General features: G+C 49.0%; 14 protein-coding genes. 11 read left to right on the forward strand and 3 right to left on the reverse strand.

Going from position 1 to position 16,251, the window contains the following annotated elements:
* Nucleotides 1–62 precede the first annotated feature (62 nt).
* Nucleotides 63–992 (reverse strand): TIGR01777 family oxidoreductase, encoded by a 930-nt coding sequence (locus Q0577_RS00885; RefSeq protein ID WP_298731848.1) that lies wholly within the window; start codon nt 990–992, stop codon nt 63–65.
* Nucleotides 993–1,263: 271 nt separating this feature from the next.
* Between Q0577_RS00885 and Q0577_RS00890 the strand changes: the two genes are divergently transcribed.
* The 5 genes from Q0577_RS00890 (at nt 1,264) to Q0577_RS00910 (ending at nt 7,161) form a co-directional block, all read left to right on the forward strand.
* Nucleotides 1,264–2,778 (forward strand): hypothetical protein, encoded by a 1,515-nt coding sequence (locus Q0577_RS00890; protein ID WP_298731850.1) that lies wholly within the window; start codon nt 1,264–1,266, stop codon nt 2,776–2,778.
* 15 nt (nt 2,779–2,793) lie between these two features.
* The gene (locus Q0577_RS00895) at nt 2,794–3,771 is read left to right on the forward strand and encodes a hypothetical protein (protein WP_298731852.1); all 978 of its coding nucleotides are present in this window, start codon (nt 2,794–2,796) and stop codon (nt 3,769–3,771) included.
* A gap of 178 nt (nt 3,772–3,949) precedes the next feature.
* A complete protein-coding gene (gene purQ, locus Q0577_RS00900) occupies nt 3,950–4,642 on the forward strand; it encodes a phosphoribosylformylglycinamidine synthase subunit PurQ (protein WP_298731854.1) in 693 nt (230 codons plus the stop codon).
* A gap of 60 nt (nt 4,643–4,702) precedes the next feature.
* Nucleotides 4,703–5,158, forward strand: coding sequence for a protein-disulfide reductase DsbD domain-containing protein (locus tag Q0577_RS00905; protein ID WP_298731856.1), 456 nt, complete (start codon nt 4,703–4,705; stop codon nt 5,156–5,158).
* A gap of 2 nt (nt 5,159–5,160) precedes the next feature.
* Nucleotides 5,161–7,161: a thioredoxin family protein gene (locus Q0577_RS00910; RefSeq protein WP_298731858.1), complete on the forward strand. Its 2,001-nt coding sequence runs from the start codon at nt 5,161–5,163 to the stop codon at nt 7,159–7,161.
* Nucleotides 7,162–7,367: 206 nt separating this feature from the next.
* On the opposite strand, the gene hisS is transcribed toward Q0577_RS00910, so the two are convergent.
* Nucleotides 7,368–8,720: a histidine--tRNA ligase gene (gene hisS, locus Q0577_RS00915; RefSeq protein WP_298731860.1), complete on the reverse strand. Its 1,353-nt coding sequence runs from the start codon at nt 8,718–8,720 to the stop codon at nt 7,368–7,370.
* Nucleotides 8,721–8,769: 49 nt separating this feature from the next.
* Nucleotides 8,770–9,201 carry a low molecular weight protein-tyrosine-phosphatase gene (locus Q0577_RS00920; RefSeq protein WP_298731862.1) on the reverse strand — a complete coding sequence of 144 codons (432 nt, stop codon included), beginning with the start codon at nt 9,199–9,201 and terminating at the stop codon, nt 8,770–8,772.
* 629 nt (nt 9,202–9,830) lie between these two features.
* Here Q0577_RS00920 and Q0577_RS00925 point away from each other — a divergent pair.
* The 6 genes from Q0577_RS00925 (at nt 9,831) to Q0577_RS00950 (ending at nt 16,180) form a co-directional block, all read left to right on the forward strand.
* Nucleotides 9,831–10,748: a PstS family phosphate ABC transporter substrate-binding protein gene (locus tag Q0577_RS00925; protein ID WP_298731863.1), complete on the forward strand. Its 918-nt coding sequence runs from the start codon at nt 9,831–9,833 to the stop codon at nt 10,746–10,748.
* A 70-nt stretch (nt 10,749–10,818) separates the two neighbouring features.
* Nucleotides 10,819–12,546: a tetratricopeptide repeat protein gene (locus tag Q0577_RS00930; protein ID WP_298731865.1), complete on the forward strand. Its 1,728-nt coding sequence runs from the start codon at nt 10,819–10,821 to the stop codon at nt 12,544–12,546.
* A 158-nt stretch (nt 12,547–12,704) separates the two neighbouring features.
* Entirely contained in the window at nt 12,705–14,459 is a 1,755-nt protein-coding gene (locus Q0577_RS00935) for a tetratricopeptide repeat protein (RefSeq protein WP_298731866.1), read from the forward strand.
* Nucleotides 14,460–14,629: 170 nt separating this feature from the next.
* Nucleotides 14,630–15,025: an NADH-quinone oxidoreductase subunit A gene (locus tag Q0577_RS00940; protein WP_298731868.1), complete on the forward strand. Its 396-nt coding sequence runs from the start codon at nt 14,630–14,632 to the stop codon at nt 15,023–15,025.
* A gap of 89 nt (nt 15,026–15,114) precedes the next feature.
* Nucleotides 15,115–15,642, forward strand: coding sequence for an NADH-quinone oxidoreductase subunit B (locus tag Q0577_RS00945; RefSeq protein WP_298732220.1), 528 nt, complete (start codon nt 15,115–15,117; stop codon nt 15,640–15,642).
* Nucleotides 15,643–15,676: 34 nt separating this feature from the next.
* Nucleotides 15,677–16,180, forward strand: coding sequence for an NADH-quinone oxidoreductase subunit C (locus Q0577_RS00950; RefSeq protein WP_298731870.1), 504 nt, complete (start codon nt 15,677–15,679; stop codon nt 16,178–16,180).
* The last annotated feature ends 71 nt before the right edge of the window (nt 16,181–16,251 follow it).

Consider the following 16,251-nt stretch of genomic DNA (forward strand, 5'->3'; position numbering starts at 1 on the left):
TTGGAATTTGGAGTTTGTTATTTGGAATTTGGATTTTACCTCTTGGTGTTCGGACTTTGGAATTACAAGAACAATTGTTCCATGGCGGTTTCAATATTAGGGTAGGAGAAGACAAAACCGGTGTCCTGGATTTTCTGTGAAGATACCCGTACGCTCTTCAGCACTTCCACACTCATTTCACCCAGCGCCAGTTTTAAGGCAAAGGCAGGCACATAGGCGGTTATAAAGCTTTTACCTTTGGCGGCCCTGGCCATGGTCAGGATCAGTTCTTTATGGTGTACAGGCTGCGGTGCTACGGCGTTAAAGATGCCTTGCAGCCGGGGGTTCACAATAGCATTGAAATAAAGGCGGATGAGGTCCTGCAGGTGTATCCAGCTGACCCACTGCTCCCCGTTGCCCAGTATGGTGGCAAAGCCGAACTGTAAGGGTTTGTAGAATTCTTTGAGTGCGCCGCCGGCTCTGCTCAGTGCAATGCCCGTGCGGAAAATCACAACCTGTTTACCCAGGCGCTCCATTTCGAGCACGCCGTTTTCCCAGGCCTGGCAGGTAGTACCCAGGAAATCGCCTGCAGCGGGCGAGCTTTCTGTAAAGGAACTTTTATTGCCGTCATACTCACCGTAGTAGCCGGTGCCCGATGCGCTGATGACCTTTTTGACCTTATTGGGATGCTGTTCCAGGGCTTTGAATAACAGCTGGCTGCTGAGGGTGCGGCTTTCCATTATCTCTTTCTTGTAGGCTGCTGTCCACCTTCTGGCGCCCACATTGGCCCCTGCCAGGTGCACAATATGATCGGCGGCTGCCAAAGCCGCTGTATCAACGGTCTGGCGGCGAATGTCCCACCCGGCATAACTAACCAGGTTGTTTTCGGTATTTTTGTTGTCCGTATGTGGCTGGCGGCTCAGGATGATCACCTGATATCCATGTTCCGTAAGCAGATTGGTAAGCGCTTGTCCTATTAATCCTGTGCCACCGGTAATTAACACTGTTTCCATCAGGCTAAGAACGGTTCAATATTTAGCTAAAAGTAGTGAAAATAGTCGATAGTCGATGGTCCGTCGTCCATAGCCTGACCTGTTAAGGAGGTCGCCTGCAGTACAGGAACATGCTATGGACGATGGACTATTGACCATGGACTATTTCCCCCTTTGCGAAACGCAAATTTTCGTGTAGGTTTGACTGGTAAAATTTTATCAGGTCAGGTACCCGCAGCCTACAACAATATTAGATGTATTTACGTTACCACATTATTTAAAACATATACTAATGCTATACCGATTTTCTCTCCTGGTTTGCCTGCTTTTTTGTGGAGGATCCCTGATGGCCCAGAAAATAACCTATTCAGAACCGGAGCGTGACGACTATAAAAGCACTGAGTTTGAGATCATTGGCCGTGTTGGCGGCAATATCCTGGTATACAAGAGCGATCGTGGTGATAATGCCGTGTCCGTATATGATAATGCCATGCAGCTGAAAGAAAGGGTAAAGCTGGATTTCCTGCCCAAGAAAGTGATCAGTGTTGACTTTATTGCCTACCCCGGTAAAGTATTCATGATATACCAGTTCCAGCGCAAAGATGCCGTGTACAGCGTTTGCGCCACCATGAACCCCGAAGGCCGGTTTGACCAGGCCCCCATCGTGGTAGATTCTACCCGTATTGGTTTTTACTCCAAGGAGAACAAGGTATATTCCGTAGAATATTCAGAGGATAAGGGGCGGATCATGATCTACAAGATCAACCAGGACAAGGAAGACAACAATGTGTTCTACACCTTCCAGTACGACAGCTCCTTCAATTTCGTGAATAACAGCCGCCTTTCCCTGCCAATGGAAAAGAAGGCGATCCTGAGCAATTTTACCCTGGCCAACAGCGGCGACCTGATATTTAACCGCCTGGAACGTACCAGCAACCGGGATTATACCATCAAGGCAGACGTGATCATCAAACGCTCTGCGGTAGACTCTTTCGAGGTTACGCCCCTGCAACTGCAGCAGCAGATGCTGGATGAAGTGAAGATGAAGCTGGATAACAACTCCAACACCCTGCTGGTAAGCGCCTTCTACTACAAACAGAAAAGAGGGAATGTGGACGGCATGTATATTGCCAAATATGACTTTGCGCAGAAACAGCTGGTGTATGAAAAGCTCAGCCCCTTTACGCCCGAGCTGAAGATGAACGCCAGGGGAGAATCTTCCACCAATGCAGCCTTTAACGATTACTTCATCAGGAAGATCATCAATACCAAAGACGGGGGCTTCCTGATCACGGCAGAATCTTTCTATACCACTTCGCGCTATCAGCCCTGGAACCGCTGGAATTACATGTACGGCCCTTACGGCATGTCTTCCCCGTATTCCTACTACTATTCACCTTACTCCCCCTGGTATTACAGTCCCTGGGGATGGAACAACTCACAGGGCAACCGCTATCATTACGATAATGTGGCCGTCCTGTCTTTTGACCCGGAAGGCAAGCTGCAATGGAGCAATTTTGTACGTAAAAGCCAGTTTGACGATGGGGCAGATCTGTACCTGTCTTACATGCTGGTGAACATCGGCAGCGAACTGCGGTTCCTGTACAATGACCTGGATCGCAGAAGCTATATCCTGACAGACAACAGCATTACCCCGGATGGGAAGATCAGCCGTATGCCTACCCTGCGTAACCTGGATAAAGGCTTTACCTGGATGCCCCGCTACGGTAAGCAGATCAGCAGCCGTTCCGTGTTGATTCCCTGCATCTACAGGAATTATATTTGCTTTGCAAAAATTGACTTTTAATCACACCTTTGCACCGTGGTAAGATTTTTCCGTTCAGGCAATCCGCTAACGGTATTGCTGTTGTTACTATATACCTTACTGGTTAAGTTTTATTACCTGATACACCCGTCCACCTTCGTCGCAGACGGGTCTGAAGGTTTGTTGTATCAACTGCTGGTGAACTGGCTGCAGATGCTGGTGGGTAAAAGCCCTTTCTTCTTTACCGCGATGGCCGTGCTGCTGCTGTTCCTGCAAACCTTGTTGCTCACCAGGATCGCCAACCACCATCGCCTGTTCCCTAAAGCTACTTACCTCCCGGCCATGAGCTACCTCCTGTTCACTTCCCTGTGGCAGGGCTGGAATGAATTCTCACCGGCGTTGCTGGTGAACCTGATCATGCTCTGGGTGTTTGCCAATATCACGGAATTGTATACACGTACCTCTGCCCGAGATGTGGTGTTTAATATAGGCTTTGCCCTGGGCGTAGCCGGCTTGTTCTACTTTCCGGCCATCGTGTTCTGCCTGCTGCTGTTGCTTAGCCTGCTCATTATGCGGGCTTTCCGCCTGGCAGAGTGGATCATTGCCCTGCTGGGACTATTATGCCCGCTATACCTGCTGGGTACCTACCTGTTCCTGACAGACCAGTGGAACCAGATCGAAAAGATCCCCCGTATGGGTATCAGTCTGCCCATCATCAGCCACTATAAGGTATGGGGCGCCCTCATTGCCAGCGTGTTCTTCTTCGTGCTGGGATGGCTGCTGTTGCAGCGGCCGCTCAAAAAGATGCTGATACAGGTACGTAAAACCTGGGCCGTGCTGATCGTTTATGTAATAGTGGCCATGCTGGTGCCTTTCTTCAATGTACACTTCTCGCCAGATTACTGGGTGGTGGCCATCCTGCCCATTTCTATGTTCGTAGCCAATGTATACTGGACCTTCACCAATGAAACAATAGCCAACATCATCCATTTCATTACCCTGGGCTACGTGATCGTGATGCAGTACTTCAGCTAAAATGTTAAAATTTAGGTGTGGGGCGGGGCTGAAAGCTATGCATATGCCCTGATTATCAATTATTAGCATATCTCCACGGTTGCACATCGGCATATTGGTACAAGCGGCCGCTAAAATATGCGGGCGGTTCGGTAATTTTGCAGTTTACAATTATTATTGACTTCTGAAATAAAGACTCATGAAATTTGGTGTTGTCACCTTTCCCGGCTCTAACTGCGATCACGATATGATCGATTCCCTGCGCAACGATCTTGGCCAGGAAGTAATTGAACTCTGGCATAAGGATAAAGATCTGAGCGCTTTCAGCACACAGGACTGTATCATTCTTCCCGGTGGATTTTCCTATGGCGATTACCTGCGCTGCGGCGCCATCGCCAGGTTCAGTCCTATGATGCAGAGTGTGATCGAGTTTGCCAACAAAGGTGGCCGTGTAATAGGTGTATGTAACGGTTTCCAGATACTCTGCGAGGCAGGCCTGCTGCCGGGCGTACTGCTGCGCAACCAGAACCAGCAGTTTGTGTGTAAGAACGTATACCTGAAAAGTGAGAATACCACTACTGCCCTCACCAAAGACGTTACGGGCCGTCCGCTGATGATCCCCGTTGCCCATGGCGAAGGCCGTTACTATGCAGACGACGCTACACTGGACAGCCTGTTTAAGCATAACCAGGTGCTGTTCCGCTACTGCGATGAGTTCGGCAACATTGTTGACGAGGCCAATCCTAACGGCGCTATCCGCAATATTGCCGGTATTACCAATAAGGAAAAGAATGTCTTTGGTATGATGCCTCACCCTGAGCGCGCTACCAGCCTGGCATTGAACAATACGGATGGTCAGCTCATATTCCAGAGCCTGATCACCAACAACTAATTCCGGGCTTTTTCCGGAGAGAATCAAAACCACCAACCATTTTAAACAAGAGGAATGAGTATGAAAAAACTGTTGACAGCATTGTTCCTGTTCGCGTTGCCCGTGTTGGCCAGCGCTCAGATCGAAAATCCGGTGAAATGGAATTTTTCGTCCAAGAAGATCAATGACAAGACCTATGAAGTGCATATTACCGCCACCATAGAGCCGGGTTGGCACCTGTATGCGCAGGATGCCGGGGAAGGTCCCGTGCCCACTTCTTTCAAATTCGCCAAAAACCCCCTGATTGCCACCACAGGGAAGGTAAAGGAGAATGGTAAGCTGCACAAGGCGTTTGACAAGAACTTCGATTCCGAACTGAAATACTACGAGAACCAGGTAAACTTTGTACAGACAGTAACCGTAAAAGGTAAAGCTGCTACCAAAGTGAAAGGCTCCGTAGAATATATGGTGTGCGATGATCACCAGTGCCTGCCGCCGAAAGAAATTGAATTCTCAATCGGTGTAGGAGGGAAGTGATCATGAAAAAAATATTTGCATTTCTCATAGCGGTCCTGGCAGCCTTTAACCTTGCCCAGGCCCAGGATACCGCCGCCACTACCCAGGTGGCCCAATGGCAATATACCGCCGAAAAAAAGAGTGACGGAGAGTTTATACTCCATTTCAAAGGCACTATTGATAAAGGCTGGCAGCTGTTTTCCACTACCATGAGCGACGACGATCCCAACACCCGCGTGGTGCTGGACACCGCAGCTGCAGGGGCCGAGCTCCTGGGTATAAAGGAGAGCGGTAAGCTGGACAGCCGCAAGGAACCGCTCTTCGACAATCTCCAGATAAAATATTTTGAAAATGAAGTAGAGCTGCTGGCCACTGTAAAGGTGCAACCCGGCGCCACCAAAGTAACCGGCAGCGTTAACTACATGGCGCTGAAAGGCGATGAAGTGGCAGGTCCTGAAGAGGCGCCCTTCCGTTTTAATGTAGATGCCTCCGGCAACCTGGTAAGTGCTGCTGCAGGGCTGCAGGAATCAGGCGTAGCCGCCAGCTCGCTTAAACGCAGCAATATTATACTGGACAGCCCGGTGAATAGCTGTGGTGGTATCGGGTCTGAGGGTAAGAAAAGCCTTTGGGGAATATTTGTGCTGGGCCTGCTGGGCGGTTTTATCGCACTGCTTACGCCCTGCGTATTCCCGATGATCCCGCTGACAGTATCCTTCTTTACCAAGAAATCCGGCGATAAGGGTAAGGGCGTGATGAACGCTTCCCTTTATGGCTTTTTCATTTTCCTGGTATACATACTGCTAAGCCTGCCTTTCCATTTCCTGGACTCCCTGAACCCGGAAATCCTGAATAACATTTCCACCAACGTATGGCTGAACCTGTTCTTTTTCGTGGTCTTCATTGTATTTGCCATTTCTTTCTTCGGCTACTTTGAGATCACGCTGCCCAGCAGCCTGGCCAGTAAAACAGATGCCAAAACAGGTGTAGGTGGAATAGCAGGTATCTTCTTTATGGCGCTTACGTTGGCCCTGGTGTCTTTCTCCTGTACCGGGCCTATCCTGGGCTCTTTGCTGGCGGGCTCCCTTTCTACCGATGGGGGCGCTATGCAGCTCACCGCCGGGATGGGAGGCTTTGGTTTGGCCCTGGCACTGCCTTTTGCAATTTTTGCCCTGTTCCCCGGCTGGTTGAATTCACTGCCTAAATCCGGCGGCTGGTTAACTACCGTGAAGGTGGTACTGGGCTTCCTTGAAGTTGCAATGGCCATCAAGTTCCTCTCCAACGCAGACCTCGTAATGCACTGGGGTATCCTGAAAAGAGAGGTGTTCTTTGCTATATGGATCATAGTAGGCATCTGTATTGTGCTCTACCTTTTCGGCAAGATCCGCTTTCCGCATGATTCGCCGCTGAAGAAGCTGAGTACTCCCCGCCTGGTAGTAGCGCTGATCTTCCTGGCCTTTACGCTGTATTTGATACCGGGTGTGACCAATACAAAATATGCTAACCGCGCCCTGATCAGCGGTTTTCCGCCACCCCTGACCTATAGCATTTATGGGGAAGAGGCTGCTAAAGGTAAAGGCGTAGAGCCTAACATAGTGAACGACTATGAAAAGGCCCTGGCATTGGCCAAGGCAGAAGGAAAACCCCTGCTGGTGGATTTCACCGGCTGGGCTTGTGTGAACTGCCGTAAAATGGAAGAAAACGTCTGGCCGAAGTCTGAAGTAAAGACGCTGATCCAGAAAGATTTTATCCTGGTGTCGCTTTATGTGGACGACCGGAAACTGCTGCCTGAAGAGGCTCAGTTCCTGTTCACCTCCCGTAATGGCAACAAAAAGGAGATCAAAACCATAGGAGATAAGTTTGCGACCATGCAGACGGAGAATTTTAGCAATAACTCCCAGCCCTTCTATGTGCTGATCAGCCCGGATGAGAAGCTGCTCACCAAGCCGGTAGGCTATACCCCTGACGAAAGGGACTACGCTAACTGGCTGAAGTGCGGCCTGGACGCCTTTAAAAGTTTGAATTAGGCTGAATAGCTATAAAAGAGAAAGCCCCCGAGCGTATGCCGGGGGCTTTCTCTTTTAATGATCTTTGTCTTTTCTTCGTATACGCTTAGTGTACCCTTCGTCTTCTCCTCGTGAAACCTTCGTCATTCCTTCGGGTAAGCTTCATGTAACCTACGTGCTATCCTCACTAAAAGCGCATAAACGGTAAGTAAAAGCGAATAAGCAGCTTACACGAACTGGAAGTTCAGCAGTTCACCGGCGCTGATCTTCTGCTGCTGGCCCGTCTGCAGGTGCTTGATACTCAGGCTGTTCTCCTGCAATTCGCTTTCGCCGAGGATCACCACGTAGGGAATACCGCGTTTATCTGCGTACTTGAACTGTTTGTCCATCTTGGCGGCTTCGTGGAATACCTCTGCGGCAATACCTTTTTCCCGCAGCTGCATCATATAGTTAAAGGCAACGGGCAGGCTTTCTGCGCCCATATGCAGGAACAGCACACGGGTAGATTGCTGGGCAGCGGCAGGGAACAGCTGCAGCTCTTCCAGCACATCATATATGCGGTCTACACCAAAGGAGATGCCTACTCCTGAAAGGCCGGGTAAGCCAAACAGTCCGGTGAGATCATCATATCGGCCGCCGCCGCCAATGCTGCCCATTTTAACAGCGGGCGGCGCCTTGGCTTCCACGATCATCCCCGTGTAGTAGTTCAGGCCGCGTGCCAGGGTCACATCCACGATCGGGGCGGCATTGAACGTGGCCATGCCGCTGTTCAATACAAATGCCAACTCTTCAATGCCTTTTTGCGCGGTAGCGGAAGCCTGTAATAACACCTGCAATTGCTGCAGCTTTTCATCATTGCTGCCGTCAATGCGGAGGAAATTGTTGACAATCTCCACATCCTGATGGCTGAGTCCGCGATGCAGCAGTTCCTGCTGTACGCCCTCAATACCTATTTTATCCAGCTTATCGATAGAGATGGTAATATCGGTCAGCATTTCAGGTTTGCCGATCAGTTCTGCCAGTCCGCTGAGGATCTTACGGTTATTCACCCGTACTTCGTAGCCCTGCAGGCCCAGTTTGGAGAATACCCGGTCGTAGATCATCAGCAGTTCCACTTCATTCAGCAGGGAATTGCTGCCCACCACATCGGCATCACACTGGTAGAATTCGCGGTAGCGGCCCCGTTGGGGGTTATCTGCCCTCCACACCGGCTGCATCTGGTAGCGTTTGAAAGGCAGGGCCAATTCATGCTGCTTCATCACCACGTAGCGGGCAAAGGGAATAGTGAGATCATAGCGCAGGGCCTTTTCGCATAAAAGCGTGGCCAGCTCCTTGCTATCTTTGGCAAGCTGGGCCTGGCCCAGTATTTCGCCGTTGTTCAGTATCTTAAAGATCAGTTTATCGCCTTCTTCTCCGTATTTCCCTGTCAGCGTGTTCAGGTTCTCCATGGCCGGAGTTTCCAGTGGCTGAAAGCCGAACAGCTCAAATGTTTCGCGGATGGTCTGGAAGATATAGTTCCTTTTTCTTACCACCGCCGGTCCGAAATCGCGTGTACCCTTGGGAATGCTGGGTTTTATCATAATTAATAATTAACAATTAACAATTGTAGAGGAAGTGTCCCGGAAACAACTATTCATTTACTATACGGTTGCACGCCTCATATATCATATTGTATACCGGTTCAAAAAGGGCGTCGTCGTACCAGGGATCGGGTACTTCCTGCTGGTTGTCCAGCAGCAGCTGCACTTTCTGTTTGTCGGCTTCACTGCGGGCTTTGCGCAGCACGTCGCGGTAATTGTCCAGGTCCATCACATAGATCCGGTCAAAAAGATCGAAGTCTGCGGTAGAGAATTGCCGTCCCCGCAGTTGGGAAATATCCACCCCATGCCGTTTGCCCACTTTTACGGAGCGATGGTCTGGCGGATCGCCGATATGCCAGCTCCCGGTGCCTGCTGAATCAATTTCCCAATCTAAACCTTTCTGTTGTGCCAGGTGCCTTAAAATACCTTCTGCCAGCGGAGATCGGCAGATATTACCCAGGCATACCATTAATATTCTCATCGTATAAGTTTGTTGCCCGGCTCAGGCAACGGGGGGCTATCCGCCATACCGGCCTTACCGGGACCGCAAACCTACAAGATTTTTGCGGGAACTGCATATATGGAAAACAGGGTAGTGCAGCATCTATATAGTCAAACGGCATCAAGTAAAGCCGCTTCATTAACAGTATCTTAACAACTCTGTTAACAATTGATAAAGATCCGAACCAGGAAATATTACGATTGTTGCATTGTTGTAGAAGCAGCAGCACAGGCCGTTTGAGCATATCCGGGCCAGGTTTTTTTAACATTCTTCTAGGTTTGGGTATGCAAGATTGAAAAAAATTTTTTTTATACTTGTAATTCACTAACAATGCTAATGCAACAGGAAAGCTCAAGCAAGCGGCGTTTAGCGGTACAATACCGCCCGCTGGGGGAATTGATAAGAGGAATATTCTTTGTGCTCTTTGGACTATTTGCGTTCTTTGGTGAGCAGCTGGGGTTTGCCAATTTTCGGATGTCTCCTCTGGTGATGAACATCTTTGGTGTGATATTGATGGCATATGGGTTGTTTCGTATATACAGAGGCGTTAGATATTTAACAACTGGCAAACGAACAACAGACGATTAACTAACCGGAGGAGCTACACCATGTTATCAAAACTCGTAAACCATAAAGCCACCTGGCTGGTATTGCTGACTGTAGGCTTGTTCGCTTGTAACAGCGGCGGCCAGGGAGATCAGTCCTATGATACGCCTACAACAGGAACTATCCGTATCAGCGTAGACGAAACTTTTGAGCCTTTAATTGAGGCCGAGATCAAAGTATTCCAGTCCCTGTATCCTAAGACACGCATCATTGCGGAATACAAACCGGAATCAGAATGTTTTAAGGACCTGCTGAATGACAGTGCACGACTTGTTATCGTGACACGCAGCTTCAACGATAAGGAGAAAGACTATTTCAAACAGCTCAAGATCAGTCCGCAAAGTATGCTGTTAGCCTGGGATGCCGCAGCGCTGATCGTTAACCGTGAAAATGCCGACTCTATACTGACAATGGACCAGGTACGGCATATCATGGATGGTACAGATAAGGAACGTAACTGGCAGCTGGTATTTGATAACGAAAATTCCAGCACCGTAAGGTTCATACGTGATTCCATTAACAAAGGAAAGCCATTGCCGCCCAATACCATGGCGGCAAAGACCAATCCCGAAGTGGTGGATTATGTAACGAAGAATAAAAATGCTATTGGTGTAATAGGCGTGAACTGGATCTCCGATCCGGACGATTCAACCACTATCGAGTTCACCAGCAAGGTAAGCGTGGTAAAGGTACGCGCCGATTATGGATCAGAATTTGTAAAGCCTTATCAGGCATACATCGCCACTGGATCTTATCCCCTCAAGAGAGGGATGTTCTTTTGTCTGAAAGAACCCTACCGGGGCTTAGGCACAGGATTTGTAACCTTCCTCGGCAGTTACGAAGGTCAGTTGGTGATCAAAAAGTTCAGGCTCTTCCCTGCAAGGATCAACGCCGTATTCAGGGAAGCGCAGTTGCAATAGAAAGTATTGCAGCAACACAACACAGTAAAACAACACAACACATAACAACACAACTAAAACCAGATTGCTCATGAACAGACGGAAAAGCTTAATTGTAGCATTGCTGTGCGTCGCGACTAATGGCGTTATGGCCCAATCTGTAGAAGATGGATTAAAAGACATTTACTATGGCAAATACCAATCTGCCAAGCAAACTTTTGAGAAAGTGATCGCATCCAAACCGGATGACAGAGCATATTATTACCTGGGTATAGCTGAGCTGAGCCTGGAAAATAAAGATGCCGCCGCTGCCACCTTCCAGAAAGGACTGACAGCAGTGCCGAATTCTCCTTTGCTGCAGGCAGCCATGGGGCGTATAGACCTCATCAATGGAGATGCCGCTGCTGCAAAGCAGAAATTTGAAGCAGCCAGCACTGCTACCCAAGGCCGTAATGGAGACGTGGCCCGTGCAATTGCAGATGCCAATACATCTGTAAAAGGCGGCGACCGCGGTTACGCACTGAGCGTAATGGAGAAACTGCTGAACAATGAAGGCCGTAAAAAGAAAGAACAGTATACTGCTACCGCAGCAGACTATATTGAACTGGGCGACGCTTATCGTGTACTGGGTGGAGAGAACGGCGGTAAAGCCATCACCACCTACGAAAAAGCGCTGGAACTGGAACCCAACAACGCAGAGGCTATCATGAAACAAGGCCTGGTGAACTACAACGCCAAGCTACTGCAGGAAGCGGTGAACGAATGGACTAAGGCCGTTGCCACCGATCCTAACTATGGTCCTGCCTATTTTGAACTGTTCGAGTTCTACATCACTCCCAAGAAGAACCAGCTTTCCTGGGATAAGGCAGCAGAATACCTCCAGAAATACATGGAAGTAGGCGACCCTGCAGACAAACTGAAAAACGAATACTACCTGGCGGCTATCTCTTTCTACAAGAAAGACTATGATGCTGCTATTAACAAAGCCAAATCAGTACTGCCCCAGGCTGCTGACGAAGCCAACAAAGGTAAATTTACCCGTCTGCTGGCTGACGCTTACCTGCAGAAAGGCGATTCACTCAACGCAAAATCAACCATGGATGAGTATGTGAAAAGCGTTGGTGATGCTAAACTGCAGCCTAATGACTTCAAGCTGCTGAGCGAGATCTATGGCCGTCTGAAGATCACAGATTCCGCTCAGGCTGCCCTGAATGATTCCCTGGCTTCTTTCTACCTGGAAAAATATGCTACGCTGGACACTACCAAAGATGTAGACCACTACCGCGAAGTAGCTGACAAGTTCAAATCACTGCGTGACTATGACCGTGCTGCTGAATGGTATGGCAAGCTCACTACTGATTTCACAGATGAGCAGAACACCGGTAAGATCCAGGACTACTTCTGGAAAGGTACTATGGAGATCTATGCTAACAAACCTACTGATGCAGACTCTACCTTCGGTACTTTTGTGCAGAAATATCCTAACCAGGAAGCCCTGGGCTTATACTGGAGGGGCCGCGCCAACATGCTGAACGACCGGGAAGCTAAAGAAGGCGCAGCAATACCTTACTTCCAGAAATTCTTTGAAGTGGGCGGCGAATCTAAAATGAAGCCCAACCTGCTGATGTATCCTTATCAATACATGATGATATATTACTATAACAAAGATGATAAGGATAACCTGAAAACCTGGATGGACAAGGTATTGTCACTGAATCCTAACGATCCTGCTGCCAAGCAGATCCAGGAAAACCTGGCAAGCACAGCTAAAGCTGCCAGCAAAGCAGCCGCTAAATCCGGCAACCAGAACAAGAAATAAGTTATTCAGCAATAACCTGGAAAGGGGAGTGCCAGCCGGCGCTCCCCTTTTTTATTTAACTATTTAATAGTTCCGGGGCACGCGAATTTTCGGTATATTTAGTATAAGTGCAAAAAAGAAAAAGGGACAAACTGGTTATTCTAAAAAATCAGAAGCGCATGAGACAGTTAATAATGATTGCAGCCTTGCTTGGCCTTGCCAACGGCTTATGGGCCCAATCCATTGAAGATGGTTTGAAAGACCTTTACTACAACAAATATCAATCCGCCAAGCAGACTTTTGAAAAGATCGTAGCCTCCAAACCCGACGAGCGGGCATACTATTACCTGGGCATGGCAGAACTGGGACTGGAAAACACCGAAGGTGCCGCTGCCGCTTTCCAGAAGGGGTTACAGGCAGTGCCAAACTCCCCCTTATTACAGGTGGGGCTTGGCCGTATAGACCTGATCAACGGCAATGCGGCAGCAGCCAAACAGAAATTTGAAGCCGCCAGCCAGGCTACCCAGGGTACCAATGCAGAAGTGGCCCGCGCCATTGCAGACGCCAATACCGAAGTGAAAGGCGGTGACCGCGGATATGCCCTGAGCGTTATGGAGAAGCTGCTGAACAATCCCGACGCCAAGGGTAAAAAGAAATACACGCCCGTTGCGGCAGACTATATCGAACTGGGAGACGCCTACCGCCTGCTGGGTGGTGAAAATGGCGGTAAAGCCATCACTACCTACGATAAGGCGCTGGAACTGGAGCCCAACCGCGCGGAGGCCGTTATGAAACAGGGACAGGTGAACTTTAACGCCAGGCTGCTGCAGGAAGCAGTGAACGACTGGACCAAGGCTACCACCATGGACCCAAATTACGGTCCCGCCTATTACGAATTGTACCAGTTTTATATCACTCCTACCAAAAACACCTTCTCCCTGGAAAACGCTGCCAAATTCCTGCAGCGCTACATGGAAGTGGTGGGCACAGGGGCCGGGCAGCAGGAAAATGAATACAACCTGGCGGCCATCTCTTTCTATAAAAAAGACTATGATGCCGCCATCAGCAAGGCGCAAAGCGTATTACCGCAGGCCAATGACGCCTATAAGGGCAAATTTACCCGCCTGATAGCAGACGCCTACCTGCAGAAAGGCGATTCCCTGAACGCCCAGAAAACCATGGACGAATACGTTAAAACAGTGCCGCCTGAAAAGCTGGAGACGAACGACTATAAGATGTTAAGCAACATCTACACCCGGCTGAAATCATCCGATTCTGCGCAGCAGGCAGCCATCAACAAACAGGCGTTGACATACCTGGAAAAATACGCAGAGGCGGATACCACCAGGGACGTGGCCCGCTATGAAGATGTGGCCAGGGCATATGCCAATGCAGAAGCCTTTGATAAGGCGGCAGAATGGTATCAGCGCGTGATCGGCATCAAGACCGAATTGAAGGAAACGCCTACCGCGGTAGACTACTATAACGTGGGTCAGAACTTTTTCCGGGCCGCCGGCAGCCAGTCGCCCCTTGACACCGTCATGCTGAACAGGGCCGATTCTGCCTTCGGTATACTGGCAGAAAAGTTTCCTGACATTACAACAGGGCACTACTGGCGGGGCTATGTGAACGCCGCCAAGGACGAACTGGCGAAAACAGGGGCTGCCGTGCCTTATTTTGAGAAATATTTGTCCATGGCAGAGGGAGACCCGGCCAAGAACAAAGTAGGCCTGGTTAGGGCTTATACTTACATTATGGTGTATTACTATAACAAAGACGATAAAACCAACCTGCAGACCTACATGAACAAGCTGCTGGCTATAGATCCTGACAACCAGACGGTGAAACAGATCAAAGAAAACCTGTCAAGTACCAATAAGTCGCAGTCCAAGCCGGGAGCCGGTACCCGGTCCAGCCAGAATAATCGCCGCTAGCAGGTATATTTTAACGATATTATAACAGAGTTGAAACCCCGGTGCCACACCGGGGTTTTTTCGTCCCCGTTTGGTAAAAAAAGATAATATTTTAGCGCTTCATAGATTTGTATTTTGCCGTTTGTTGCAGTATTTTTGCACATTCGCGTGAACGTTTTATTGGGAAGCTTATGTTTTTAGACACTGAACTTTTGTCAGCAACCACCACTCCTTTTAGTTATTTCCCTATTGTATTGCAGCTGATCGCTGCGCTGGGATTTGTTGGCGTTACGATGGTGGCTACCCACTATCTGGGGCCAAAACGCAAAACCAGCGACAAACTTATTAACTTTGAAAGCGGAATTGAACAGGTTGGGAATGCAAGGCAGCCTATCGCCATCAAATATTTCCTGACTGCCATTTTGTTTGTTCTGTTCGATGTGGAGGTAATCTTCTTCTATCCTTATGCGGTTAATTTCAGGGAACTGGGATGGGATGGATTTCTGGCCATGCTGATGTTTGTGGCATTCTTTATGGGTGGATTCTTCTATATCATTAAGAAGGGCGCCCTGAAGTGGGAAGACTAGTGGAGCAGCATGCTGCTATTGTAAACGTATAAAATACTTTGGAGGCTTAATATATGGCACGTCCGGTTCAACATAATACCAAGGTGAAGATGGTGGAAATACCGAAAGGTTATTCCGGTGAGGGGTTCTTTGCCACTACATTTGACAAGGCGATTGGCGCCGCCAGGAAAAATTCCATCTGGCCTTTGCCTTTTGCTACTTCCTGCTGTGGCATTGAATTCATGGCTACAGCAGCATCCCACTATGACCTGGCTAGGTTCGGGGCCGAGCGTATGGCATTTACGCCCCGCCAGTGCGACCTGCTGATGGTAATGGGAACCATCGCCAAGAAAATGGGTCCTGTACTGCGGCAGGTATATTTGCAGATGGCAGAACCCCGCTGGGTGATAGCCGTTGGCGCCTGTGCGTCCAGCGGTGGTGTATTTGACACTTATTCCGTATTACAGGGGATAGACCAGGTAATACCGGTTGATGTATACGTTCCAGGATGTCCTCCCCGGCCGGAAGCGATCCTGGACGGTTTTATGAGGATCCAGGAGCTGGTTGGCCAGGAAAGCCTGCGCCGCCGTCATTCAGAAAGGTATAAAGACCTGATGAACAGCTACGGTATCCAGTAATCGCCCACAACATAAAATTTAAACTAACATCGTGATGTCTTTGACAAACGACTATATAAAGCAAAGATTGGTTGAAAAGTTTGGAGAGGAATTGACCAGTTTCGAAGAACCATTTGGAATATTGTCCTTTACCGCACCGGCCGCCCTCAACCTGAAAGTAATGCAGTTCCTGTACGATGATGAGGAACTGCAATTCCGTTTTCTGACAGACCTTACTGCCGTACACTATCCCCACCAGGCGGATGCAGAACTGGCAGTAGTTTACCACCTTTATAACTTCCGCGAAAAAGTAAGGCTGCGTTTGAAGATCTTCGTCCCTGTTGCAGCCCCCAAGGTATTTACAGCAACTAAACTATTCGAGTCTGCCAACTGGATGGAAAGAGAGACTTACGACTTCTACGGAGTAGAATTCGTGGGGCACCCTAACCTGAAACGCATCCTGAACGTAGATGAAATGACATATTTCCCAATGCGCAAGGAATTCCCGCTGGAAGACCAGACGCGTATTGATAAGGATGACGAGATGTTTGGACGCTAAATATTAACAATTAATAATTAATGATGAATAACTGGTAAAACAGGCGACCCGAGGGATACAGGCCACCAGTT

The sequence above is a fragment of the uncultured Chitinophaga sp. genome (genome assembly GCF_937898475.1).
In the GTDB taxonomy this organism is placed as follows: Bacteria; Bacteroidota; Bacteroidia; order Chitinophagales; family Chitinophagaceae; genus Chitinophaga.

Bases quoted from the DNA above. Each gene is read 5' to 3' on its own strand.
- purQ (WP_298731854.1), top strand. From the start codon at position 3,950: ATGAAATTTGGTGTTGTCACCTTTCCCGGCTCTAACTGCGATCACGAT.
- Q0577_RS00910 (WP_298731858.1), top strand. From the start codon at position 5,161: ATGAAAAAAATATTTGCATTTCTCATAGCGGTCCTGGCAGCCTTTAAC.
- Q0577_RS00935 (WP_298731866.1), top strand. From the start codon at position 12,705: ATGAGACAGTTAATAATGATTGCAGCCTTGCTTGGCCTTGCCAACGGC.
- Q0577_RS00940 (WP_298731868.1), top strand. From the start codon at position 14,630: ATGTTTTTAGACACTGAACTTTTGTCAGCAACCACCACTCCTTTTAGT.
- Q0577_RS00930 (WP_298731865.1), top strand. From the start codon at position 10,819: ATGAACAGACGGAAAAGCTTAATTGTAGCATTGCTGTGCGTCGCGACT.
- Q0577_RS00925 (WP_298731863.1), top strand. From the start codon at position 9,831: ATGTTATCAAAACTCGTAAACCATAAAGCCACCTGGCTGGTATTGCTG.
- Q0577_RS00920 (WP_298731862.1), bottom strand. From the start codon at position 9,201: ATGAGAATATTAATGGTATGCCTGGGTAATATCTGCCGATCTCCGCTG.
- Q0577_RS00950 (WP_298731870.1), top strand. From the start codon at position 15,677: ATGTCTTTGACAAACGACTATATAAAGCAAAGATTGGTTGAAAAGTTT.
- Q0577_RS00890 (WP_298731850.1), top strand. From the start codon at position 1,264: ATGCTATACCGATTTTCTCTCCTGGTTTGCCTGCTTTTTTGTGGAGGA.
- Q0577_RS00885 (WP_298731848.1), bottom strand. From the start codon at position 992: ATGGAAACAGTGTTAATTACCGGTGGCACAGGATTAATAGGACAAGCG.
- Q0577_RS00905 (WP_298731856.1), top strand. From the start codon at position 4,703: ATGAAAAAACTGTTGACAGCATTGTTCCTGTTCGCGTTGCCCGTGTTG.
- hisS (WP_298731860.1), bottom strand. From the start codon at position 8,720: ATGATAAAACCCAGCATTCCCAAGGGTACACGCGATTTCGGACCGGCG.
- Q0577_RS00945 (WP_298732220.1), top strand. From the start codon at position 15,115: ATGGTGGAAATACCGAAAGGTTATTCCGGTGAGGGGTTCTTTGCCACT.